The organism is Rhizobium sp. No.120 (genome assembly GCF_054558365.1).
The window spans coordinates 80,506-102,312 of sequence record NZ_BAAJNQ010000015.1 but is presented as its reverse complement, the minus strand read 5'-3'; the positions used below and the strand labels follow the sequence as shown (position 1 = coordinate 102,312).

Here is a 21,807-nt window from a genome sequence, read left to right as displayed (position 1 = left end):
ATCAGAGCTCCTTTCTGAGGTCGACGACCTTGAGCAGGGCTGCGACAACAGCTCCCATGATGATCGTGAGCACAACGCCGGCGACTGCGGCAAAGGCCCATTTCAGCGAGCCGACCTGGGTGACGATGATATTGCCGAGCAGATTGACCTTGCGGCCGGACAGGGCAGCGGACGTTGCGAATTCACCGAGAACCATGACGGAGACGAAGATCGCGCCGACCACCACGCCCGGCATGGACAACGGCAGGATGATTGTGCGGAAGATGCGCCAGAAGCCGGCACCGAGATCCTGCGCCGCCTCGATGACAGAGGCGTCGATGCGACCCATCATGAAGGCGATCGGCCCGACCATGAAGACGCAGTAGATCTGTGTCATGCCGATGATCACGGACAGCTCCGAAAACAGCAGCACCTCGATCGGCTGCTGCACGATGCCGAGCTTCATCAGGATCATGTTGATGGCGCCCTCGGTGCCGAGCATCGGCCGCCAGGCAAGCACACGGATCAGGAAGGAGGTCCAGAACGGGATGACGCAGAGCACGAGCAACACGGTCTGCAGCGTCTTGTTCTTGATGAGAAGCCCGACGAAGAGCGCCGCCGGATAGCCGACGACAAGCGTCGATACCAGCACCAGCAACCAGATGCGGATCGTCGTCCAGAGCGCGCCGAGATAGGTGGGGCTCGTCAGGAAGGTGACCCAGCTCTGCAATGTTAGCGTCGGCTCGATCTTGAACGTCGTCTGTGTCCAGAAGGAAACATAGACCATCATCAGCATCGGCAGGACGAGGAAGGCCACCATCCAGATCATGCCCGGCGCCAGAAGCCAGAGCGTCTTGTTCGATTTCCGGCGTCTGGTTGCGCCTTCCTGCACGGCTTCCTCTGATGTCGCGACCATGGTCATCTCTCGCTCTCCTTGGAGGGTCCGGCGGAAGGGTTGGAAAAAGTCACATCAGCCGAAGACAAGGGCATCCTCCTTCTTCCAGACGAGCGCATAGCGATCCTTTTCGACAAAGACCGGCGGGCGGGCATGGCTCAGATGAGATTCGACCTCGAAGACGTGGCCGCCATCGAGCGCAAAGAAGGAGTTGACCGCCGCACCGGAATATTCGCTGGCGATGAAATCCGCCTCGATGCGCACTTCGTCATCCGATAGCACCGCATCGCGAGAGCGGATCGAAACGCGATCATAGCGGATTGCATAAGCCGGCTGCGGCGCCTTTCGGCGCGAACCATTCAGAGGGAAACGACCGGCCGGCCCGACGAAAGCATCCGCGACGACATCGCCGGCAAAGAGGTTATAGCAATTGAGAAAGCGGGCGACCGAGGCCGTGGCTGGGCTATTGTAGAGGACATCCGAAGCGGCGGCCTGCGCGATGCGGCCACGATCGAGAACAAGCACTAGGTCCCCCATCGCCAAGGCTTCGCTCTCGCTGCCAGTAACATGCAGGAAGGTCACGCCGCAGCGCTCGCGGATGATCTTGAGTTCGCTGCGCATACGGCCGCGCAGATTGGCGTCGAGCGCACCGAGCGGCTCGTCCAGCAGCACCATCTTCGGCTCCGTCACCAGTGTACGTGCCAGGGCGACGCGCTGGCGCTGACCGCCTGAAATCTGCGTCACGGCGCGGTCGTCAAACCCCTTGAGGCCGACCAGCGATAGCATGTCCTGAACGCGCTTTGCCAGGATGCGCGCATCCGTCACCGGATTGACCCTCCGATTGCGCAGGCCGAAGGCAACGTTTTCGGCAACGGAAAGATGCGGAAACAGAGCGAAGTTCTGAAAGACGAAGCCGATGCCGCGATCATGCGGCTCGACGCCATCGAGCCGTTTGCCATGGAAGAGGATCGAGCCGGCATCCGGCTCCTCGAAGCCGGCAATGACGCGCAGCAGTGTCGTCTTGCCGGAGCCGCTGGGGCCTAGCAGCGAGATATACGCATTGTCGGGCAAAGAGAAATCTATCCTGTCCAGCGCGGGCGCCGCGCCATAGGACTTGGTGACTTGGCTGAGCTGAAGAACGGTCGACACCGAATTCCCACCAGTTTCAAGGCAAGGATCATCCTTCGGGCAGAGCTCCGCCTTCGCCCGGATCACAAGTATCCGGACCTTCAGACGTCTGCCTGCGTTCGCGCATGCTCACATGCACGTCAAAGAGATGTTCCTTGGCGTTTCAAAGAGTTCCACCTGCGACGCTTCTGACGAGCGCCTTGATGTTGAGAGCATTGCATAAATGATTTTTGTATTCAATAGACTTTTTTACGAAAAAGCCGAGCTCCAAAGCACCATTTAAACAAGGGGTAATCGGCACAAGGTGGCGACGTTGGCGAGCACCCTCGCCTTCGCGTAGAATTGGCGAAAAAGCAGGCATTACGGGCGCCCGAGCGAGACGCGCCGCACCCGAATATCATTCAGAAAATAGCGCCAATCGAGGCGCTATGGGTCAGCAACCAGCAAAAAGAGATTCACCGTACTTGCTCGCAAAAACATATTTTGTATTCAATAATCATTTATTTTTGCGCTATGTTACAATTACAAAACGCGTAAGAGTGAGGCATCAGAACGACGTGAGTCCATTGCATCAGATGACCGAAAACCGTGCGCGCCCTAATGCGCAAAAGCGCTACGAGATCGCCGAGGATGTTCTGCGTGGCAATATCGAGGACAACACGCTGCCGCAGGGCGTGGTGCTGCTCGAAGGGCCGATCGCCGACATCCTGCAGATTTCGCGCGCGCCCGTGCAAAGGGCGCTGCAGACGCTGGAGAGCGAAGGGCTGGTGCATCGCTTCAACGGACGCGGCTATCTCGTCGGTCCCGCCGGCCAAGGCATCGAGCCGAAGCGCACCGATATCAAGACCCTCGGCCTGACCATTCCGCGCCACGCAGACGAAGCCTTGCAAAGCCGCGCCTCCTGGGAACGCATCTACAATACCGTCGAGGCCGATGTCGCCGGCTGCGTCGTCTTCGGCCAGTACCGCATCATCGAGATCGAGCTTGCCGATCATTTCAACGTCAGCCGCACCGTCGTCCGCGATGTGCTGACGCGGCTGCGCGAGCGTGGCCTCGTGCGCAAGAACCAATCGTCCCACTGGATCGCCGGCCCGCTGACGGCGCAAATGATCAAGGATCATTACGGCCTGCGCGGTATGCTGGAACCGCCGGCGCTTGTCGCTGGCGCGAGCCACGTCGACCGGGAGCGGTTGAACGATCTGTTTCTGCGCCTTTCCGATCTCGAACGGCACGAACCGGCGGATCATCTTGCGGCGCTGGAAGCCATCCATGCCGACTTCATCGACATCTGCATCCTTGCGACGCCGAACGAGCGGCTGAAGGAATCCATCCGCAATAACCTGCTGCCCGTCACGGCGACGGAGCGGTTGCTGCGGCGCCTCGGCTTGCCCGGAGATCCCGCCATCATCACGGAGCTCCGCCTGATCGCGGAACTGTTGCTGCGCGGCGCCGTCAAGGCGGCGGCAGCGATGATGGAGAACCATCTTGAAGCTTCCGTCGACCGCACGATCGCACAGATGAAGATCGTCGCGATCATCCCAGGCCCCGGCGTGACGGCCGCTTATCTCACCCGCGTTCTCGAGTAAGATGCAGGCGATCCCTGACCTATGCCATCTGTGCCGGAAACGCGGGATCGAAGGGGCAGCCATCCGCTTGATCCCTTACGCCAGAGTAGCGCGAAGGCGCGCAAGCAATGCCTGCCGGTCCGCCCGGGCCGCCAGCGCCTGATCCATGGAGACCTCCACGAATTGCGTTGGCGTATGCGGCTGCAGTTGGGCGATCAGATCCATGTCGGCCGAGATCACCGTTCCCAGCATGAAATAACCGCCGCCGGAGACGGCGTCGCGATGCAGGATGATCGGCTCGGTTCCGCCCGGCACCTGGATCGAGCCATATGGATAGCAGCTGTCGACGATATTCGACGGATCCGAGCCTGCACCGAAGGGCTGCTTGCGCTCGACGAATTCGAGCTTGCGGCCGCCGCGGAAGCGATACCCCATGCGATCGGCCTCCGGCGCCACCTTCCATTGATCGGCAAAGAAGTTGCTCTTCGTTTGCTCTGTCAACCGATCCCAATAGAGCCCCGGCAGAACCCGGAGCTCCGCCGGTGTACCGGGCTTGCGGCGCAGCTCCTCGGCAATGGATAGCCCCTCGTTCTTCATGGAACCGGAGCCAACGGGAAGCTCATCTCCGCCAGCGATAGCCTTACCATTCAGGCCGCCGAGGGCGCCGATCACATAGGTCGACCGGCTGCCCAGCGCTTCGGGAACATCGATGCCGCCCGACACCGCAATGCAGATCCGCGCCCCGGACCTCAGAAAGTCGAAGCTTACGGTCTGCCCCGCCCTGACCTTGAGTGCCGTCCATCCCGGTTGGAGCTCGTCATCGATCCTGACGGGCATGTCGGCGCCGGTAACCGCAATCAGCGCGTCGTCGAGAAATTCGAGCTTGGGCCCCATGAAGACGGCTTCGAGACCGGCCGCACCCTCATCATTGCCGACGAGAAGATTTGCCGCCCGCATCGCATAACGATCCATGGCGCCCCCAACGGGAATGCCGAGATGGAAATAGCCGGGTCGTCCGAGATCCTGAATCGTAGTGGAAAGGCCGTGATGAAGAACCTTAATGGCCATGCAGCGCGCCCTCCAGCTTGGCGTTGTAGCCGTCTATATCGGCCTGGTATTGCCTGAGATCGAAACTGACGTCGCGGATCGGCGGCGCGAAGCGGCCCTTGTCGACATCCTCGACCGCCTGGTCATAGCCGTCACGATCGATAGGCCGGAACTTCACGATATCGCCGGGACGGAAGAACACCATGAAGTCGCGGAGATAGCTCGTCGTTTGCGTGGGGTCGAAGATCGGCATCGGCGTGATGCCGAACATCTGATAGCCGCCTGCCCCGCGCACCGAATAGATGCAGCCGAAGCAGCCGCCGTGTCCCACCGTCAACCGTGGTGTGTCGGTTCGCGGGCGCAGATATTTCGGCACCTCGATCTGCCGCTGCCGCTCCACCATCTGGTACATGAACGGCAGGCCGGCAACGAAGCCGACCATCGAAACGAACCAGGGCGAGCCGGTATGAGCCGAAATAAAGTCCTCGACCGTATCATAGCCATTGATCCTGGTAGCGTAGTCGAGATCGGTCCCCGTCGGCTCCTGATGCCGCTCGCGGAAGCGCATCAGCGTCTCATGCGTCCAAGGATCATTGTAGAAAACAGGGATTTCGACGATGCGGGTGGTAATGAGCGGCTCCGCCTTTTCAGCCTCGCTCTCGATTGCCTTGACCTCGCGCAGGAGATCGTCCGGCTTGATTATGTCGGGATCGAACTTGATCTGAAAGGAGGCGTTGGCAGGGCAGATTTCGGTGACACCTTTGATGGCGCTCTCGCGCACCCCCTTGGCCATCGACAGGCTCTTGAAGAAGGCTTCGAGGGACATCTCGTCGCTGCATTCGACGAAAAGATGCTCGTCACCTCCGAACGTAAAGCGAGCAGGCATCAGGCAACCTCCGCCGATACGCCGTCAACCGCGGCAAAATCGGTCTCCAGCCAGGTTTCGAGAAAACGTGTGTGGAATGCGCCCTTGCGCACCGACGGGTCGCGGGCGAGCGCGAGATGCAGAGGGATCGTCGTCGGCAAGCCTTCGATCGCCAGATTGGAAAGAGCGCCGGCCAACCTGTGGAGGCAGGCATCGCGATCCTCGGCCCAGACGATCAGCTTGCCTAGCAGGGAGTCGTAGAAGGGCGGCACGGTATAGCCGGCGTAGAGCATCGTATCGAAGCGAATGCCTTCGCCTTCCGGAACCGAGAGCCGCGTCACAGTGCCGGGCGTCGGCAGAAAGCCCCTGGCCGGGTCTTCGGCATTGATCCTGCATTCGATGGCGTGACCGCGTGCCCGAATATCGGATTGAGAGAGCGACAAGGGAGCGCCGCCGGCCACCCTGAACATCTCCTGCACCAGATCGATGCCGGTAATCATTTCAGTTACCGGATGCTCGACCTGGATGCGAGTATTCACTTCGATGAAGTAGAATTGCCTGGTATCCTCGTCGTAGAGATATTCCACCGTGCCCGCGCCGCGATAACCGACTTCGGCGGCAAGCGCCACGGCGCTGGCGCAAAGGCGCTGCCTGATGTCATCGGGCAGCGTGGAGGCTTGCGCTTCCTCCCACACTTTCTGACGGCGACGTTGCAGCGAGCACTCACGTTCGAAGCAATGGACGAAATTCCGTCCATCGCCGAAAATCTGCACCTCGATGTGGCGGGCGCGGGTGATGACCTTCTCCATGTAGAGGCGGCCATCGCCGAAAGCGGCCGCCGCCTCCGCCGAGGCGAGCGGAAACTGTTCCCTGAGTTCGGTAAGTGACTGGACGATGCGGATACCACGTCCACCGCCGCCGGCGGCCGCCTTAATCATGACGGGAAAGCCGATGCGTTCGGCAATCGCTTCTGCAGCCGCAATATCCGCCACGCGACCATCACTTCCCGGCACCGTCGGGACGCCGGCCCGTTTCGCAATCTCGCGGGCTGCCACCTTGTCGCCGAGCAGCCGGATGGCCTCGCCGCTCGGTCCAATGAAGATCATGCCCGCCGCGTCGACGGCATCGGCGAAATCTCCGTTTTCGGACAGAAACCCATAGCCCGGATGAACGGCATCCACGCCCACCGACCGCGCCGCCGAGACGATGGCGTCGATGTTCAAATAGGATTTCTTTGGAGCCGGCGAGCCGATATCGATCGTCTCGTCCGCCAGTTTAACCGCCAGCATGTCGGCATCAGCGGCACTATGAACCTGCACGGTGCGAATGCCGAGCGCTTTAGCCGCCTCTATGATCCTGACGGCGATCTCGCCGCGATTGGCGATCAGAACGGAGCGGATCGTCATGGGTCCACCTCCGCTATGATCTGGCCGGCCATGACAGGCTCTTCATTATCGACGAGAAAGGTGATGTTCTTGCCATCGAGCCCAGCAGGGATCTGCTGGAAGGTTTTCATGACCTCGATGAGGCCGATCGTATCACTGGCAGCAACGGCATCGCCATCGGCCTTGAAGGGCGGCGTGTCCGGAGAGGAAGCCCGGTAGAAGGTTCCCGGAAGGGGTGATCTGATCTCAAGCTTGCTCATGGGACCTCCGCGCTGCGTCGCTGTTCAAAATCTGTGAAACGGGTGCAATCCTGATACCCTCGGCAATGAGGGCTTCGCGCATGTGGCGCACGATATCGAGCGCACCCAAAGTATCGGAATGAAAACAGATGGAATCGAAGGCGATGGGGATATCTGCACCGTTGACGGTACGCACGACACCTTCGGTGCAGGCTTTCACGACCTTGCGGGCAATTGCCTTTGGATCAGGGCGACCGGCATCCCTGGTAAAGACGATCCAGCCCGTATCATCGTAGTCTCGATCAGCATAGAACTCGCGCACGATAGGTTGGGCGGCCTCCTGCGCAGCAAGGCAGGTTGCCGAGCCATCCATACAGAACACGAACATGTTCGGCGCCACGGTGCGCATATATTGTATGAAGATCTGCGAGAGATCGGCGTTCGCCGCCAATTCCATATAGAGAGCGCCATGCGGCTTTACATGCTGGACGGGCACGCCATGACGTCTGGCAAATTCGCGTAGCGCACCGACCTGATAGACCAGATCATTGACGATCTCGCGGCTGGTGCCGTTGATCTTGCGTCGTCCGAAGCCCTGGAGATCATTATAGCCGGGATGAGCTCCGACGCCGACGCCGTGGGCGGCGGCCATCCGTACGGTCTCATCCATCAGATTGGGATCGCCGGCGTGAAATCCGGTGGCAATATTGGCCGAACTGATGAGCGAGATAAGCTCCTCGTCATGCGCATCGCCGATCCGCCACCGGCCGAAGGCCTCCCCCATGTCGCAATTGATATCGACAGCTTCCTTCAAACGCCTTCCCTCGCACCTGCATTCCAATCGGGACCGATATGTGAACGCTAGAGGCAAAGGCTGTCGTTGAAAAATACAATTTTTAAAACCATGATATCTGATAAACTGATATCTATGCTCAAAATAGCATCACAAAATATATTGTAATATCAACTATATATTAGAGTTGCGTACGGTTCTATCGAAAATCAGCTCGTTTTAGATCCATGAAATCTGAATCGCAGCAGATGTTTTCAGATAAATAGATGGGAAGAACTTCATGAGCTTGAGCCTGCGGCAGCTTCGCTACTTCGTCGCAACGGCGGAATATGGACAGATCTCGCATGCGGCCGTCAGCCTGTCGATCTCCCAATCTGCCGTCACTGCGGCGATCAAGGATCTCGAACTCACGGTCGGCGTCTCTCTGTTCAACCGCACGCCACAGGGCATGGACCTGACGACAGCAGGCCGGCAATTCCTGTCCCATGCCTATGAGATCTTGGCGAAAGTTGACGAGGCGACCCATCTCAACCTCGTTAGCAGCGACATCGAAGGCGAACTCGTCGTCGCAGCGACCTACACCGTCATCGGCTATTTCCTGCCGATGCACATCGAGCGTATCCGCCGCCTCTATCCGAAGCTGAAAATTCAGCTCTACGAAGTCAATCGCGAGTCGATCGAAGAAGGCTTGCTGACCAATCGCTACGACATCTCGGTCTTGCTGACCTCGAACATCCTCAATCCGATGCTGATGACCGAGACGCTTCTGAGTTCGGTCAGGCGCCTCTGGTTGCCAGCCGGCCACGACCTGCAACGTCGCGACGGGATAGGCCTGCGTGAAATCGCCGAAGAACCCTACATCATGTTGACGGTCGATGAGGCGGCACATTCTTCGCTGCGCTATTGGAGCCAGAGTTCCTATCAGCCCAAGGTGCTCCTGAGGACCAGTTCGATCGAGGCTGTCAGGTCAATGGTGGCAAACGGCCTCGGCGTCGCCATCCTTTCGGACATGGTGCACCGTCCCTGGTCGCTTGAGGGAAGGCGCATCGAGACCGTCAATATACAGGACCCGGTTCCGCCTATGGATGTAGGACTCGCCTGGCGAGCCAATGTCGACTTCAGCCCGCCCATGCTTGCCTTCCGCCGTTATTTCCAACAGGCCTACAGCCTGCCGGGTACGAACGCATAAATACCTGGCGGGTAAAACCAATGTAACGCAAGGAGCACCGCGACCTTTGAAGAAGCGAAACAAATTGGCTGTTATCAGGACGGAGAACATCTGTGCTCTTGACTGGATTCGAACCAGCGATCCGCGCGCTTAATGCACTAAGCGATTGAAAACCCGATCCGTTGATTAAGCGGAGCGTTGTTTGCAGCGTAATCAACATTTTGAAACTAAGTGACTGATGTTACTGGGATAATGGAGTCCGAATTATCTGAGTCTCATAGTAAATATGGAAATCGCAGCTGACTACCACCGTAGGAAACGTTTGCCCGCCAAATAGCTGATCGTCACCACGATAAGGGTCGCCAAAGGATACCAGGTGGTAACGAACAGCGGACTGTCGTCAAAGCAGTTCGTCGCGTAGAGTGTGGCAGCGATCCCGACTGAAACAAGGCCTGCAAGTGCGCCGGCGAGGCCTGGGTTTTCTGGCGCGCCTTGACGCATGGCGAGGAACAGAAACGTGCCGGGGAACGCAGATAGCGCCGGTATGATCGTGAGGCAATGCAAAGAGTTATGGCCTATCAATTTATCGAGCCAGACATCGGACGGCGTGACCAGTAACTCCAGGGCGGTTGCTGCGAGCAAAAGAACTGGCGCGATTAAAAGCAGAAACCGTCTCTTGCCAACATCCCTGCCCGGTCGAATTACCGGCCCCGTCAGGGATAACGCAGCCACAAAAAGGGAGAGAGTGACAACAAATTTGAAGCCGAACCGCACAGTCTCGATTGCCTGGCCGATGTCGTGTCGAAAGCCCAGCGTCAAAAAGAAGACAAGGCCGGAAACCAAAGAGCCAGCCGCAACGGCGACCGATAAATTTAAGGTCAAGTTGACGGGTCGCCGCGTGTCCTCTGCTATCAGGTTTATCAGATCTTCTGTTTTCACGCCGCTCATCCTACCGGACGATCCGATAGCACCGGATCGCAATCATCACCGCCTGTAATGGCACATATGATGTTTTACGCCAAAAGCATCAAGCGCCGTGTCTTCAACCTGGCCATCGCCACTCTGGCCTGGTCTGGGTTCCTAGTTATGGCTGTTATTCGCGAGCGACGATCCATCTTGAGAGAAGGTGGTCGACCGAGAATTTTCCGGGGCCCCAGGCCATCAACGACAACGCCATGGCTGCCCAGGTAATGTGGATCGGCCACCCATCCGGCACAGTCAGCTCGACGATCAGTGTCATGAGCAGTAGGCCAGTCGCGGCAAAACGGGTGGCGAAGCCAAGGACGAGCAGTATCGGAAGCGTGATCTCCGCTGAACCGGAAAGGAAGGCCATGGTCATCGGCGCCGGATACGGGTAAGGACCGCCCGGCAGATGCAACATGAACTCGTCGGTAAACAGGGTGACGGCCGTGTCGTTCAGCTGCAGAAAGCCGTCCCATTTCAGAATGCCGGATTTCCAGAAGGGCACGGCGAGAGCAAAGCGCATGACTGCTTGGACAATCGTCGGCTGCGCAACTGTGCGCACAGCGGTCTGGGCGAGCTCCACGAGCGTTACGATTGGCTGCAAGACCTTGATCGAAGATTGCGGAGGGGTGGTCGATGTCATGCTACGTCTCCCAGAGTGACTGAAGAAAATACGCCCGCTTCGACCATGCCCGCGACGCTGGCCGCGATATCAAAGGATGGGCAGGCTTCGATGGCCCTGGCTGCGGCAACGCCCAACGGCTCGCCAGAAACGAGGTAGCCCAGAAAATCCGCTCCGCCGGGAGGAAGGTGGCGCACCACCACCTCCATATCGGGTCGCGTGATCAGCGCGTCTTCCGGCTCAGTTGCTTCGATCTGACCGACCGGCTTGTCGCTGCGATTTGCGGCGAAGATTGTCAGCGCTGGGTAGCGGGAGCGAACGATCCTGGCGGACGGATGCGGCAGGAAGATCAGATCTGCGAGACGATCCGGCGGTACGGACGCCAGCACATCGGGTTGGAGCGGCTGCACATCCGCAGCATGGTAGGCGTCGAGCCAAGCTCGCTCAATTCTCGCGACATCGGCGAGCCATGGCAATGACTGGGCGTATTCATATCGCTCAATGAATGCCGGAAATTCTCGTCCATATTCGAAGAGCAGTGGCGAACTCGGCGGCGTTTCTCTGAGATGGAAACGCGCCATCGCCCGGAAGAAATCAGGACCGGTGAGGCGCTGGACAGCGGGGAAAATCCCTGCAAGGGCGTCGATCAGGCTGACGGTGACGTTGTTGCGGTAGACATTGTAGCGCTTGACAGCACCCTTGCCGTTCGGGCCGACAACGTCGGCGGGCGTGTCAACGTCGGGGTTCGTCAGGGCCGGCGCAAAGTCAGCGGCGTAGCTGAGGAGATTCGTCCGGCCGGACGGGATATCAGGCTGCTGCATAGCTTTGATCCGGTAAGGCGATGGACAGGTGGCGGTCGAGGATTGCCTGAGCGGCGAGCGCTTCGCTGCGTAACACCGGCCAATCCGGAATATTGCTGTCCCATTCGATAAGGGTCGGGATCGGACCGCAGCGGCTGATAACGATCTCATAGAGCTTCCAGACCGCGTCCGCGACCGGCCCGTCATGACTATCGATCAGCAGCAGATCGCCCTCGTCGTCGGCCTGTTCGGCATGGCCCGCGAGGTGGATCTCTCCGACCGCGGCAAGCGGAAAACCGGATAGATAATCCAGTGCCGAAAAGCCGTGGTTGGTCGCGGACACAAACACGTTGTTGACGTCGAGCAGAAGACCGCATCCGGTGCGTCGAGCGATTGAGCCGATGAAGTCGGTCTCGCTCATCGTGGATTGTCTGAAAGTCACATAAGTCGAAGGGTTCTCCAGAAGGATCGGCCGGCCGATGGCTTCCTGCACCTCCTCGATATGCTCACAAACCCGCGCGAGGCTTTCCGGTGTATATGGCAGGGGAAGCAGGTCGTTGAGAAAGGTCGTCTGATGCGTCGACCAGGCAAGGTGCTCTGATACAAGGGCAGGCTCATAGCGTTCGACGAGGGATCGGAAGCGCTCAAGATGCGCTTTGTCCAGCGGCTGAGGCCCGCCGATCGACATGCAAACGCCATGAAGCGACACTGGATTAGCGGTCCGGATCTGTTCGAGCGCTCGGTGCGGCGGCCCGCCTGCGCCCATATAGTTTTCCGCGTGGACTTCGAAGAAGCCTCTATGCGGGCCATCTGCGACGATCGCCGGAAAATGTTCATGTTTGAAACTGGTCCCCGCCAGACCTGCAATCGGGTGGGTCGGAAAGCGGAAAGGAAGCTCCGCTGATGGTGATGCGGCCATGGTTGTGTGGATCTGTTTCATGGTTCTTCTCCGCTTTCCAATTCTGTTGGCTTTCGTTTTGACTTAGATCGCCTTCAAAGAGCCGTGCTTGCCATTTGGCAGAACAATCGACGTGCAGGTGCCGCCCTGAACGAACTTCCAGGAATTGCCTTGGAAATCGACCGTCGATGTGCCCTGGCAGGTCGTTCCCGGACCAGCAGCACAATCGTTTTGTCCCTTAAGAGCGACGCCGAAGCACTTTTCCTTGTGAGCGGCGACGGCGGCACTCGCCTCTGCTTTCGTAAGCGGGGCAGCGCTGACCATCGAAGCAAGAGCGGTTGTGACCGCACCGGCGAGCACGGCACTATTGATGGCGGTTTTGATGGACATTTGATTCTCCTTGTCGAAACGACGCTCTGGTTGAGCGCATAAGGAGTTCGCAAAGCGCGAGGCGGATGTTACCGAAGTGATCATCACATGATCGTGATTGCCTCACGTGCCGTTTCCCAGATGGGCTCGCGCAAATCAGCAGCGGCTCCCACGGCTCTCACTCCAAAATGAGCCGTAGGCCTAGACTGCGCAAACGTCAGGAACAGCTTTCGGAAGCGAATTAGGCCCTGCTCAAAATGAGGCACTTTGTGCAATCCGCGAGATAAGGTCCTCTGTCTTCAATTTGTCGTTCCCACATACCGGGCCGAGAGGGCCTTTAATGCGCGATGGAGTGAAACCCGCACGGCCACCTCTGTCATGCTCATTCGTTCCGCAGTTTCCCGAACACTTATTCCTTCTATTGAAATCGATTGCACGATTGTTCGCTGAGGCTCTTTGAGACGAGCAAGCATCTTCTCAACATCCAGGCGATCCCCGGCATCCAGCCGCTCCTCGCTTTCCAGGAGCGTGATCACGTCCTCTAGCGGAACTCTGATTTCGTTGCCTCTACGCCGAAGGCTGTCCACCAATTTGTTGCGAACCAGAGCAGCCATCCACGGGCCTAGCGGCCGGGATCGGTCCCAGGTTCCGCGTTTAAGATGGATAGCTAGCAATACCTCCTGAACGACATCCTCAGCCTCACTTGCTGGCGCGCCGTATTGCTCGCACCGTCTGCGCGCCATGACACGAAGGTGGGGCGTCACGGCAGTTAGCAGCTTATGATAGGACCGTGCATCTCCGGCAATTGCCGACCGCATCCACCGCGCCCATTCTTCTTCACGCGCCGGATTTCTCATCCGATGCATCCTGTTTCGAGACCGAGAGGAGAATTGATACAGGCGGGATCGCTTTTTTTGCCATGGATATATCAGTGCGATGGAAAGAGCTCGCGATGAACGGAATGTGATGCGGATCTGACGTCTGGGTCACGTTGTGGCATTTGGTTCGAGAAGCCAGAAAACCGGCCTGATCAGCCCTTCGAGCAGTTCCCTTTCAGGCCGCGTACGTGCAAGAACCCGGATGCCGAGTAACGTACTCAAAAGCGTGCGAGCAAGGTCCGACGCGTTTAGCCGATCGCTTATGGTCCCGTCATCTTGGCCTTTCCGAACACATCGCCCAAAGAAGCCTTCGACTTGTAACAATACTCCTGCCACGACCCGTTGGAATTCTTCGTCGTGAGGCGCAACCTCGAGCGCAGAATTCACAAGCATGCAGCCCTTTCGTTTTACGTCGCCCAGCGAGCGGTCGATGATTTCATCAAAAAAGGCCTTGATCGCAAGCAGCGGTGGTTTTGATTCAAATCGCCCGACGCGGTCGCCAAAACTTCGCTCGACATAAAAATCAAGCGCTCGGCGGTAAACAGTTCGCTTATCGCCAAAGGCGTTGTAAACGCTCGCTGTCGTCAACCCCATGGCGTTCGCAAGATCTCGGATGGATGTTGCTTCGTATCCCTGTTCCCAGAACTGCTCCACCGCCAACTCAAGCACTCTTTCTTCATCGAACTCTCGTGGCCGAGCCATAGAATCAACTCTCAGGAATTCGGTCATGCATCCGGCAGATCCGTACTTCGCATTGGGATTTTATAACGCTCGATTTAAAATGCAACTCGTCATGCAAGGACGAGCGCGCGTGTGATTGCTGAAGGTTTAATTTGATCTGGATATGAACGAATTGGCCCTTATCAAACCTGGCTTCTTCCCAGATCGACTTCGCACTTATGGGACAAGCTCTCGGAAGAATCCCTTATCTGTACTCTTGATAGGATTCGAACCTGCGATCCGCGCGCTTAATGCGCTAAGCGATTGAAAACCCGATCTCCTGATTAAGCGGAGCGTTGTTTGCAGCGTAATCGGATTTATGGAACCGGCGAGAAGCGTGGCCTCGGTTGAAGGATCGAAGCCCGCTGCAGACCTCCAAGAATATTACGATTGAGGCGCTATACCTGGGCTTCGAGGCGCATCGCGTTCTTTCAGATTCGTTTCTGCGCTTTGGCGATCGGCCCTGGCCTGCTGGCGGAACGACCCGACAGGTCAAGCCGCTTTCTCAGGCATGTTCGCCAACCGATAGGCGATCAGGTCCTCGATGGTGATCAAGTGAAGATGGTGACGTTCGGCGAATACCTCGAGTTCCGGTAGCCGGGCCATCGTGCCGTCGTCATTTGCCACTTCACAAATCACGCCGGAAGGTGCCAAGCCGGCAAGTCTGGCAAGATCCACAGCTGCTTCAGTATGGCCGGGACGGGACAAGACGCCATTCGGGTGTGCGCGAAGCGGGAAAATATGACCGGGACGGGCAAATTCCTCCGGGCGTGAACCATCCGTGACGAGAGCTTTGACGGTTGCTGCTCTGTCAGCGGCGGATATTCCGGTGGTCGTTCCGGGGATGTAGTCGACCGAAACGGTGAAGGCAGTCTTGAGGACCTCCGTGTTGCGCGGCACCATCAACGGAATGTCGAGCTCGTCAAGCCTTTCGCCTTCCATCGGAACGCAGATGAGACCGCGGGCGTGGTTCATCATGAAGGCGATCGCCTGCGGTGTGACCGCTTCCGCAGCGATCACCAGGTCGCCTTCGTTTTCGCGGTCACGATCATCGACAACCACGATGATCTCGCCCCGCGCAATTGCAGCGATCGCATCTTCAATTTTCGAAATTGCCATTTTCCTGCCTTTCAAGGGTTGCCGTTTAAAACGGCGTGCATGGCCGGTCAAAGCCACCATTTTCCCTTGGGCGAACAAGCATGTGAACGCCACGGCGAAGCGGCGTCTCCTGCGTTGCTCTCTTCCATCCGGACTATGACCGTCGGCTCCGGCATCTCACCGGATCTGCTGACCCTTCCGAAAGCTCGAAAGGCGCTCGCGGGCTCAAGGAAACTCCTCATACCGCCGGTGGGGAATTACACCCCGCCCTGAGAACGATTGAAAGATAAGGGATCAATGCCTCATTCCGCAAGAGGCTTTGATCGCCAAATCGTCGAGAATCCGATCCACCCAATGAACGCACCGTTCCTCATTGTCGAACTACGACATGATCAAGCCGCCATCGACATTGATCGTCTGGCCGGTGATATAGGCCGCATCGTCGCTGGCAAGGAAAGTGACGAGACCTGCGACATCTTCGCCCGATCCGGCCCGTTTCATCGGAATGCCCTCGACCCATTCTTTCATGAGCTCGCCGGGGCCGTAATTGCCCAAAAGCTTGCCCCAAGCCTGGTCGTTATAGGCCCACATGTCGGTTTCGATGATACCAGGGCAAAAGGCGTTCACAGTGATCCCTTCGGTCGCAACTTCCTTGGCGAGGCTCTGGGTAATGCCGACGACACCCATCTTGGATGCCGCATAGTGCGGCGTGTAGATAAAGCCGTCTCGCGCCTGGCCGGAAGCCGTGTTGATGATACGGCCGCCGCGGCCATGCTTGCGCATGCGGGCAATTGCTTCCTGGGCGCAGAGAAAGACACCCTTTGTATTCACCGCCATGACCTTATCCCATTCGCGCTCGGTCATATCCTCGATGCGGGCAATGGTGATGACGCCGGCATTCTGGATGGAGACATCGACAGCGCCGAAGGCCGTCTCGGCCGCATCGTAGAGACCCTTCACGCTGGCCTTGTCGGTCACGTCACCGACGAAAGAAATCGCCTTTCCGCCGTCAGCCTTGATCGCATCGGCGACCGTTTGGACGGAATCCTCATTGGCCGAGACTACGAGATTGGCGCCCTCACGCGCGAACCGTTTGGCGATCGCGGCCCCGATGCCGCGGCTTGCGCCGGTAATGACGACAGTCTTGTTTTCGAAGCGTTGCATTCTCTATTCCTTTCGCGATGACAGCCACGCAAGGCGCCGGCTCAGGGGCCGATCGCCCCGCCTGTTGCTGGCGATTTCAAGCGGCCGCCGTAATAATCCCGGCAAACTCCGATGCCTTCAGCGACGCACCTCCGACGAGAGCGCCATCGACGTTGGAAACGCCGAAGATCGCCTTTACATTCGACGCCTTGACCGAGCCGCCATAGAGGATTCTGACACCCTGCCCATTTTCTCCCAGCCGCTTTTCAAGCGCCTGGCGGATAGACAAATGTATCTCCTCGATCTGTTCCAGGGTCGGAACCAGTCCTGTTCCGATCGCCCATACTGGTTCATAGGCGATCGTCGTGTTCGAACTGGTTGCAGTGTTGGGAATTGATGCTTCTAGCTGGGCACGAACCACTTCGATCGCCCTGCCCTCGTCCCGTTCTTCTCGCGTCTCGCCGACGCAAATGATGCTTACCAGCCCCGCCCCATGGACGGCGACGGCCTTGCCTGCGACCAAGGCATCCATCTCCTTGTAAGCCGAACGCCGTTCGGAATGTCCCAAGATTATAAAGCGAGCGCCGATTTCGACGAGCATCTCGGCAGAAACATCTCCGGTATAGGCGCCTGAGGTCTGCGCGTGGCAATCCTGTGCCCCGATGGCAATCCCCGACCCCCGCGCCCGTTCGACAGCTTTCTCGACCAGCGTGAAGGGCGGGCAGACGACGATGTCACACGCCGCCTCGCCCGTTAGCCCCTTCAGCGCCTCGATCTCAGCCAGGGAGGAAGCGAGACCGTTCATTTTCCAGTTGCCGACAATCAGTTTCTTCATCACATCACCAGCAGCAGAAGCCACCGTCGACGAGCAGATCGACGCCCGTCACGAAGCTCGCGGCATTCGACAGCAGGAAGACGGCGGGGCCGACCATCTCATCGACCGTTGCCATGCGGTGCATCGGCGTCTGCTCTTCGAAAAGTTTGGTCTGGTGAACCATTTCCGGACGCGTGTTCATCGGCGTCGCCGTATATCCCGGCGAGATGGTGTTGACGCGGATGCCGCGACCGACCCACTCCATCGCCAGCGACTTCGACATGTGGATCACACCGGCTTTTGAGGCGTTGTAATGGGCCTGGCTCAGGCCGCGATTGACAATGACGCCGGACATGGAGGCAATATTGACGATCGATCCGCGTCCATTTTTCAGCATGGCGCGCGCTTCTGCTTGGCAGGACAGGAAGACGCCCTTCAGGTTGATGTCCATCAGCGTCTGGTATTGGTCCTCTTCCATCTCCTCCGCAGGGTTGGCGTTGGCGATACCGGCGGCGTTGACGGCAAGCGTCAAGGCGCCAAGCTCCGCCTCTGTGCGGGCAATCGCATCCGCAAGAGAAGATTTGCTGGTGACATCAGCCGCGATCTGGATGGAATGGCGACCGGCCGCTTCGATATGCGAAGCCGTGTTCGCTAGACCATCGTCGGATCGACGGTCCAGAAGCGCGACGTTGGCGCCGCACTGCGCAAGGCCGATTGCGATGCGCTGCCCAATCCCGCTTCCAGCGCCGGTCACAAGCGCGACCTGTCCCTCAAGATCGAAAAGCTTCGGGGCGTTCAGAGTGATGTCGGACACCGCTCTTCCTTTCTGTTTGTCTAGATTGTCGCAAGTTCCATGACAGAGACGTCATTGGCCTCGTCACGATTGAGAATGCCTGCCTGTTTGCCCTGTGCAAGCACGAGAATTCGGTTAGAGACACCAAGAACCTCCTCGAGATCGGAGCTGACGACGATGACGGCTACCCCCTGCTTTGCGAGGTTGACGATGATGTCGTAGATGCTGGCTCGCGCGCCGACATCGATGCCACGGGTCGGCTCGTCGAGGACGACGACCTTGGGATCGCGCATCAGCCACTTTGCGATGACGACCTTTTGCTGGTTGCCGCCCGACAGGTCCGAGGCATATTGCTCGGCCCGGCCCTTGACACCGAACTTCGCCACAGCCTTTTCGGCGAAAGCACGTTTGATGCGTGATGTGATCCAACGCCCACCGAGTTTGTCGAGGTTGGCATAGATGATGTTCTCGCTGATGCGATGACCCACGACCAGGCCCTGTTCCTTGCGATCCTCGGGCACCATGACGATGCCCTTGGCGATCGCATCCGCCGGATCGCGAAGCTTGAGCTCTTCACCCTCCAGCCTGATCGAACCGGCGCTGATCGGATCAGCGCCAGAAATGGCGCGAACGAGTTCGGTGCGGCCGGCACCAACCAGCCCGGCAATGCCGAGGATCTCACCGGCGCGAACATCGAACGTCACGTCCCGGAAAGACCCGTCAGCCGAACTCAATCCGCTGACCTGCAAAACAGGGCGATCCGTCGGTTCGGGAAGAGCCGGGAACATCCGGTCCAGCGAACGGCCGACCATGCTTTCGACGATGGTACGGACGGGTGTGGCGCTGTCGGCAAACTCCTGGACGCGCTCGCCATCGCGCAGGACGACGATGCGATCGGTGATCTGCTTGATCTCTTCCATGCGGTGGGAAATGTAAACAATGCCGACACCTTCGGACCGAAGCTTTCTCACCTGCTCGAACAGCGCTTCCGTCTCCGCGCCACCAAGCGCGGCCGTCGGTTCGTCAAGGATCAGCAGCTTGGCATTGAGCGCCAGCGCCTTGGCGATTTCGATGAGCTGCTGATTGGCCGTCGACAGGCCCGCGACCTTTCGCGTCGCTGGAATATGCAGGTTCAGGCGGGCAAGCTGTTCCTGCGCACGCCGAACCATCTGGGGGCGATCGACAGCCCCGTTCTTCATCGGCCATCGCCCAATAAAGACATTTTCAGCGATCGAAAGATGTGGCAGGAGCTGCAATTCCTGATGGATCAGGACGACGCCCTTGTCGATCGCCTCGCGTGGAGTGGCCGGGGCATAGGGCTGCCCCAGCCATGTCATCGTTCCCTCGGAAGGCGTGCGTGATCCGGCGATAATGCCCGACAATGTCGATTTGCCGGCGCCGTTTTCGCCGAGAAGCGCGACCACTTCACCCGGATAGACATCAAGGCTGACATTCTTCAGCACCTGAAGCGGTCCGTAGCGCTTGGATATGCCTCTCAGGGAAAGAACGGGCTCAGTCACGGCACACCTCCTCAAGATTCCAGGACGATTACGGATGGTTGGCGATAAAGCCGGCCACGTTTTCCTTGGTCGTCAGCGTGGCGTCCATGAGTTGCACTGCGGGCACCTTCTCGCCGGCGACGAGCTTGACCGCATTGGCGACCGCATCGCGACCCATCTTCTGCGTCTGCTGTGTCGCAGTGACGTCGAAGACACCCTTGCTGAGTGCTTCGAGAGCGGCGGTATCGCCGTCAAAGCCGCCGACAACGATCTTCTGGGACGGGTTTGCAACCTTGATCGCCTGCGCTGCGCCGAGTGCAAGCGCGTCGGCCTGAGCAAACACGATCGATACGTCAGGATTTGCCTGCAGCATGTTCTGCATGATCTGGAATCCCTCGTCCTGGGCCCACATGTTGGAATACTGCTCGGCAACCACCTTCACGCCGGGATTCGCCTTCAGCGATTCAGCGCAGCCCTTGCTGCGGTCAACTTCAGGCGTCGTGCCCTTCTGACCGTGAATGATGACCATCTTGCCCTTGCCGCCGGCTTGTTTGAGGATGTAGTCGCAAACGGCCTTGGCGGACGCGACGGAATCCGTGGCGAGGAAGGTGTCGCCGGGGGCGCCGTCGGCGTTGCGGTCGACGTTGACAACCGGAATGCCGGCATTCTTGGCAAGCTTTACGGGAACGCTCGCGGCCGCAGCGCCGGCCGGAATATAGATCAAGGCATCTATGTTCTGGGTCAGCAGATCCTGGATCTGGTTGATCTGGGTCGGGCCATCGCCCTTAGCATCCACGGTAACCACCTGGATGCCGCGCTTCTTGGCTTCATCCTCGACGGATTGCTTGATCTGGTTGAAGAAGTTTGCCTGCAGGTTTGCGACGGCAAGGCCGATCTTCTTGGTGTCTTTTGCCTGAACAGAGCCCAATGACATCGCCAGCACGGCGGCCGAGGCCAGAAGAATGCGCGCAAGTTTCATTTCATTTCCTCCTTTTTTAGTGAACCCTTGGGCATATCCTCCCCCTCGGGCAAATGATCCGCTCCAAGCCTTTCGGAGAGGAAATCGCTAGGATCCGCCGGACGCGAACTCGAATATCAGGCCCGCCGCCTGCGGATCGTTTCCGCACCAACCGCAAGCACAATGACGATGCCGATGATGACCTGCTGCAGGAATGGCGAGACGTTGAGCAGATTGAGGCCGTTGCGCAGGACGCCGATGATCAGGACGCCGATCAGCGTGCCGCCGATACCGCCGGATCCACCGGAGAGCGAAGTGCCGCCAATGACGACGGCCGCAATCGTGTCGAGTTCGTATCCAAAGCCGCTGGATGGCTGAACGGAATCGAGGCGGGCCGCCAGCACGATGCCGGCCAGACCGGCGAGCGCTGCGCTTGCGACATAGACCGCTATCGTCACGAGCTGGACATTGATACCGGCAAGACGAGCCACTTCCGGGTTGCCCCCCACGGCATAGAGCATGCGCCCCTCGGAGCGGAAGTGCAGGAACACCCAGGCCACGGCGACGACCGCCAGCATCAGGAAGACCGTTGCTGTCAGCACACCGAAATGGCGATCGATCGCGAGCATCATGAACCAGTCGGGAAATCCGACGATTTGCTGCCCATCAGTGATCATGTTCGCGACGCCGCGTGCAGCCGACATCATCGCCAATGTCGCGATAAAGGCCGGAACCCTGAAAAGAGTAACGAGAAGTCCGACGATCAGTCCGCTCACCGCAGAGGCGACAAGTGCGACGGCAATCCCGGCTGCAAGCGGCAAGCCGGCAATATTTGCCGTCCAGCCCATGACCATCATGGACAGCGCAAGAACCGAGCCAACGGAAAGGTCGATGCCACCGATCAGGATGACGAAGGTCATACCGACGGCCATGATCCCAAGCACGGTGATCTGATCGAGAATGTTGAGGCCATTGCGGAGCGAAAGAAACGCGTCGGTGCTGATGCTCAGGAAAACGCAAAGAGCGAGCAATCCGACAAGTGGCCCGGTAGCGCCGGTGAGCTTTTTCAGCCACGCCACGGTCGGACGGCTCTGTTCATTGACGTCGATCGCCACCATCATTCCTCCCAGGGACCTGAGGCTAGCGGCCATGCCTGGCGGCTAGGTTTTCAAATTAGAATATTTATTC

At 58.6% G+C, this 21,807-nt stretch carries 23 protein-coding genes and 1 riboswitch; of the genes, 2 read left to right on the top strand and 21 right to left on the bottom strand.

Annotated features, from left to right (window positions below; genetic code table 11):
• Position 1: 1 nt before the first annotated feature.
• Both ACYJRZ_RS27770 and ACYJRZ_RS27765 read right to left on the bottom strand, forming a co-directional pair.
• Positions 2-901, bottom strand: a complete 900-nt coding sequence (locus ACYJRZ_RS27770) for an ABC transporter permease (RefSeq protein WP_459464114.1) — start codon at positions 899-901, stop codon at positions 2-4.
• 48 nt (positions 902-949) lie between these two features.
• Positions 950-2,023 carry an ABC transporter ATP-binding protein gene (locus ACYJRZ_RS27765; RefSeq protein WP_459464112.1) on the bottom strand — a complete coding sequence of 358 codons (1,074 nt, stop codon included), beginning with the start codon at positions 2,021-2,023 and terminating at the stop codon, positions 950-952.
• Positions 2,024-2,577: 554 nt separating this feature from the next.
• On the opposite strand from ACYJRZ_RS27765, the gene ACYJRZ_RS27760 reads away from it, so the two are divergent.
• Entirely contained in the window at positions 2,578-3,588 is a 1,011-nt protein-coding gene (locus ACYJRZ_RS27760) for a GntR family transcriptional regulator (protein WP_459464110.1), read from the top strand.
• 75 nt (positions 3,589-3,663) lie between these two features.
• Here ACYJRZ_RS27760 and ACYJRZ_RS27755 read toward each other — a convergent pair whose 3' ends face one another.
• Genes ACYJRZ_RS27755 through ACYJRZ_RS27735 form a run of 5 tightly spaced genes read right to left on the bottom strand, consistent with a single transcriptional unit; the run spans position 3,664 to position 7,917 of the window.
• On the bottom strand, positions 3,664-4,635 hold the full coding sequence (locus tag ACYJRZ_RS27755) for a 5-oxoprolinase subunit C family protein (protein WP_459464108.1): 972 nt from the start codon (positions 4,633-4,635) through the stop codon (positions 3,664-3,666).
• The gene (locus ACYJRZ_RS27750; protein ID WP_459464106.1) at positions 4,625-5,500 is read right to left on the bottom strand and encodes a 5-oxoprolinase subunit B family protein; all 876 of its coding nucleotides are present in this window, start codon (positions 5,498-5,500) and stop codon (positions 4,625-4,627) included. The genes ACYJRZ_RS27755 and ACYJRZ_RS27750 overlap by 11 nt, the downstream gene beginning before the upstream one ends.
• The gene (locus tag ACYJRZ_RS27745) at positions 5,500-6,885 is read right to left on the bottom strand and encodes an acetyl-CoA carboxylase biotin carboxylase subunit (RefSeq protein WP_459464104.1); all 1,386 of its coding nucleotides are present in this window, start codon (positions 6,883-6,885) and stop codon (positions 5,500-5,502) included. Before ACYJRZ_RS27745 ends, ACYJRZ_RS27750 begins: the two co-directional genes overlap by 1 nt.
• Positions 6,882-7,124, bottom strand: a complete 243-nt coding sequence (locus ACYJRZ_RS27740) for an acetyl-CoA carboxylase (protein WP_113409448.1) — start codon at positions 7,122-7,124, stop codon at positions 6,882-6,884. Before ACYJRZ_RS27740 ends, ACYJRZ_RS27745 begins: the two co-directional genes overlap by 4 nt.
• On the bottom strand, positions 7,111-7,917 hold the full coding sequence (locus ACYJRZ_RS27735) for a 5-oxoprolinase subunit PxpA (protein WP_459464101.1): 807 nt from the start codon (positions 7,915-7,917) through the stop codon (positions 7,111-7,113). Before ACYJRZ_RS27735 ends, ACYJRZ_RS27740 begins: the two co-directional genes overlap by 14 nt.
• Before the next feature lie 259 nt (positions 7,918-8,176).
• On the opposite strand from ACYJRZ_RS27735, the gene ACYJRZ_RS27730 reads away from it, so the two are divergent.
• Positions 8,177-9,085 (top strand): LysR family transcriptional regulator, encoded by a 909-nt coding sequence (locus ACYJRZ_RS27730; RefSeq protein WP_459464099.1) that lies wholly within the window; start codon positions 8,177-8,179, stop codon positions 9,083-9,085.
• A gap of 282 nt (positions 9,086-9,367) precedes the next feature.
• On the opposite strand, the gene ACYJRZ_RS27725 is transcribed toward ACYJRZ_RS27730, so the two are convergent.
• The 14 genes from ACYJRZ_RS27725 to ACYJRZ_RS27660 all read right to left on the bottom strand — a co-directional run bounded on the left by ACYJRZ_RS27725 (position 9,368) and on the right by ACYJRZ_RS27660 (position 21,737).
• Positions 9,368-10,012, bottom strand: coding sequence for an NrsF family protein (locus ACYJRZ_RS27725; protein ID WP_459464097.1), 645 nt, complete (start codon positions 10,010-10,012; stop codon positions 9,368-9,370).
• Positions 10,013-10,157: 145 nt separating this feature from the next.
• Positions 10,158-10,670: a DoxX family protein gene (locus ACYJRZ_RS27720; RefSeq protein ID WP_459464095.1), complete on the bottom strand. Its 513-nt coding sequence runs from the start codon at positions 10,668-10,670 to the stop codon at positions 10,158-10,160.
• Complete coding sequence (locus tag ACYJRZ_RS27715; RefSeq protein WP_459464093.1) at positions 10,667-11,470, bottom strand: HvfC/BufC N-terminal domain-containing protein; 804 nt, start codon at positions 11,468-11,470, stop codon at positions 10,667-10,669. Before ACYJRZ_RS27715 ends, ACYJRZ_RS27720 begins: the two co-directional genes overlap by 4 nt.
• Positions 11,457-12,368 (bottom strand): MNIO family bufferin maturase, encoded by a 912-nt coding sequence (gene bufB, locus ACYJRZ_RS27710; protein ID WP_459464145.1) that lies wholly within the window; start codon positions 12,366-12,368, stop codon positions 11,457-11,459. Before bufB ends, ACYJRZ_RS27715 begins: the two co-directional genes overlap by 14 nt.
• 63 nt (positions 12,369-12,431) lie before the next feature.
• Positions 12,432-12,737 carry a BufA1 family periplasmic bufferin-type metallophore gene (locus ACYJRZ_RS27705; protein ID WP_069610701.1) on the bottom strand — a complete coding sequence of 102 codons (306 nt, stop codon included), beginning with the start codon at positions 12,735-12,737 and terminating at the stop codon, positions 12,432-12,434.
• Between the two features lie 278 nt (positions 12,738-13,015).
• The gene (locus tag ACYJRZ_RS27700; protein ID WP_459464091.1) at positions 13,016-13,573 is read right to left on the bottom strand and encodes a sigma-70 family RNA polymerase sigma factor; all 558 of its coding nucleotides are present in this window, start codon (positions 13,571-13,573) and stop codon (positions 13,016-13,018) included.
• A gap of 129 nt (positions 13,574-13,702) precedes the next feature.
• Positions 13,703-14,323, bottom strand: a complete 621-nt coding sequence (locus tag ACYJRZ_RS27695) for a TetR/AcrR family transcriptional regulator (RefSeq protein ID WP_459464089.1) — start codon at positions 14,321-14,323, stop codon at positions 13,703-13,705.
• Between the two features lie 483 nt (positions 14,324-14,806).
• Positions 14,807-15,433 (bottom strand): 3,4-dihydroxy-2-butanone-4-phosphate synthase, encoded by a 627-nt coding sequence (gene ribB / locus ACYJRZ_RS27690; protein ID WP_459464087.1) that lies wholly within the window; start codon positions 15,431-15,433, stop codon positions 14,807-14,809.
• Positions 15,434-15,545: 112 nt separating this feature from the next.
• A riboswitch (FMN riboswitch) is annotated at positions 15,546-15,693 on the bottom strand.
• Between the two features lie 100 nt (positions 15,694-15,793).
• Entirely contained in the window at positions 15,794-16,576 is a 783-nt protein-coding gene (locus ACYJRZ_RS27685) for a glucose 1-dehydrogenase (RefSeq protein ID WP_459464085.1), read from the bottom strand.
• A gap of 76 nt (positions 16,577-16,652) precedes the next feature.
• A complete protein-coding gene (gene tpiA, locus ACYJRZ_RS27680) occupies positions 16,653-17,390 on the bottom strand; it encodes a triose-phosphate isomerase (RefSeq protein WP_459464084.1) in 738 nt (245 codons plus the stop codon).
• A 4-nt stretch (positions 17,391-17,394) separates the two neighbouring features.
• Positions 17,395-18,183: an SDR family oxidoreductase gene (locus tag ACYJRZ_RS27675; protein ID WP_459464082.1), complete on the bottom strand. Its 789-nt coding sequence runs from the start codon at positions 18,181-18,183 to the stop codon at positions 17,395-17,397.
• 20 nt (positions 18,184-18,203) lie between these two features.
• Positions 18,204-19,682 carry a sugar ABC transporter ATP-binding protein gene (locus ACYJRZ_RS27670; RefSeq protein ID WP_459464080.1) on the bottom strand — a complete coding sequence of 493 codons (1,479 nt, stop codon included), beginning with the start codon at positions 19,680-19,682 and terminating at the stop codon, positions 18,204-18,206.
• A 28-nt stretch (positions 19,683-19,710) separates the two neighbouring features.
• Complete coding sequence (locus ACYJRZ_RS27665; protein WP_113353195.1) at positions 19,711-20,640, bottom strand: sugar ABC transporter substrate-binding protein; 930 nt, start codon at positions 20,638-20,640, stop codon at positions 19,711-19,713.
• A gap of 116 nt (positions 20,641-20,756) precedes the next feature.
• Positions 20,757-21,737 (bottom strand): ABC transporter permease, encoded by a 981-nt coding sequence (locus ACYJRZ_RS27660; RefSeq protein WP_459464143.1) that lies wholly within the window; start codon positions 21,735-21,737, stop codon positions 20,757-20,759.
• Positions 21,738-21,807 lie beyond the last annotated feature (70 nt).

Coding starts and splice junctions, on each gene's coding strand:
- ACYJRZ_RS27720 (WP_459464095.1), bottom strand. CDS start 10,670: ATGACATCGACCACCCCTCCGCAATCTTCGATCAAGGTCTTGCAGCCA.
- ACYJRZ_RS27685 (WP_459464085.1), bottom strand. CDS start 16,576: ATGCAACGCTTCGAAAACAAGACTGTCGTCATTACCGGCGCAAGCCGC.
- ACYJRZ_RS27665 (WP_113353195.1), bottom strand. CDS start 20,640: ATGAAACTTGCGCGCATTCTTCTGGCCTCGGCCGCCGTGCTGGCGATG.
- tpiA (WP_459464084.1), bottom strand. CDS start 17,390: ATGAAGAAACTGATTGTCGGCAACTGGAAAATGAACGGTCTCGCTTCC.
- ACYJRZ_RS27715 (WP_459464093.1), bottom strand. CDS start 11,470: ATGCAGCAGCCTGATATCCCGTCCGGCCGGACGAATCTCCTCAGCTAC.
- ACYJRZ_RS27740 (WP_113409448.1), bottom strand. CDS start 7,124: ATGAGCAAGCTTGAGATCAGATCACCCCTTCCGGGAACCTTCTACCGG.
- ribB (WP_459464087.1), bottom strand. CDS start 15,433: ATGGCAATTTCGAAAATTGAAGATGCGATCGCTGCAATTGCGCGGGGC.
- ACYJRZ_RS27770 (WP_459464114.1), bottom strand. CDS start 901: ATGACCATGGTCGCGACATCAGAGGAAGCCGTGCAGGAAGGCGCAACC.
- ACYJRZ_RS27750 (WP_459464106.1), bottom strand. CDS start 5,500: ATGCCTGCTCGCTTTACGTTCGGAGGTGACGAGCATCTTTTCGTCGAA.
- ACYJRZ_RS27725 (WP_459464097.1), bottom strand. CDS start 10,012: ATGAGCGGCGTGAAAACAGAAGATCTGATAAACCTGATAGCAGAGGAC.
- ACYJRZ_RS27660 (WP_459464143.1), bottom strand. CDS start 21,737: ATGGTGGCGATCGACGTCAATGAACAGAGCCGTCCGACCGTGGCGTGG.
- ACYJRZ_RS27705 (WP_069610701.1), bottom strand. CDS start 12,737: ATGTCCATCAAAACCGCCATCAATAGTGCCGTGCTCGCCGGTGCGGTC.
- ACYJRZ_RS27700 (WP_459464091.1), bottom strand. CDS start 13,573: ATGAGAAATCCGGCGCGTGAAGAAGAATGGGCGCGGTGGATGCGGTCG.
- ACYJRZ_RS27730 (WP_459464099.1), top strand. CDS start 8,177: ATGAGCTTGAGCCTGCGGCAGCTTCGCTACTTCGTCGCAACGGCGGAA.
- ACYJRZ_RS27755 (WP_459464108.1), bottom strand. CDS start 4,635: ATGGCCATTAAGGTTCTTCATCACGGCCTTTCCACTACGATTCAGGAT.
- bufB (WP_459464145.1), bottom strand. CDS start 12,368: ATGGCCGCATCACCATCAGCGGAGCTTCCTTTCCGCTTTCCGACCCAC.
- ACYJRZ_RS27745 (WP_459464104.1), bottom strand. CDS start 6,885: ATGACGATCCGCTCCGTTCTGATCGCCAATCGCGGCGAGATCGCCGTC.
- ACYJRZ_RS27695 (WP_459464089.1), bottom strand. CDS start 14,323: ATGACCGAATTCCTGAGAGTTGATTCTATGGCTCGGCCACGAGAGTTC.
- ACYJRZ_RS27760 (WP_459464110.1), top strand. CDS start 2,578: ATGACCGAAAACCGTGCGCGCCCTAATGCGCAAAAGCGCTACGAGATC.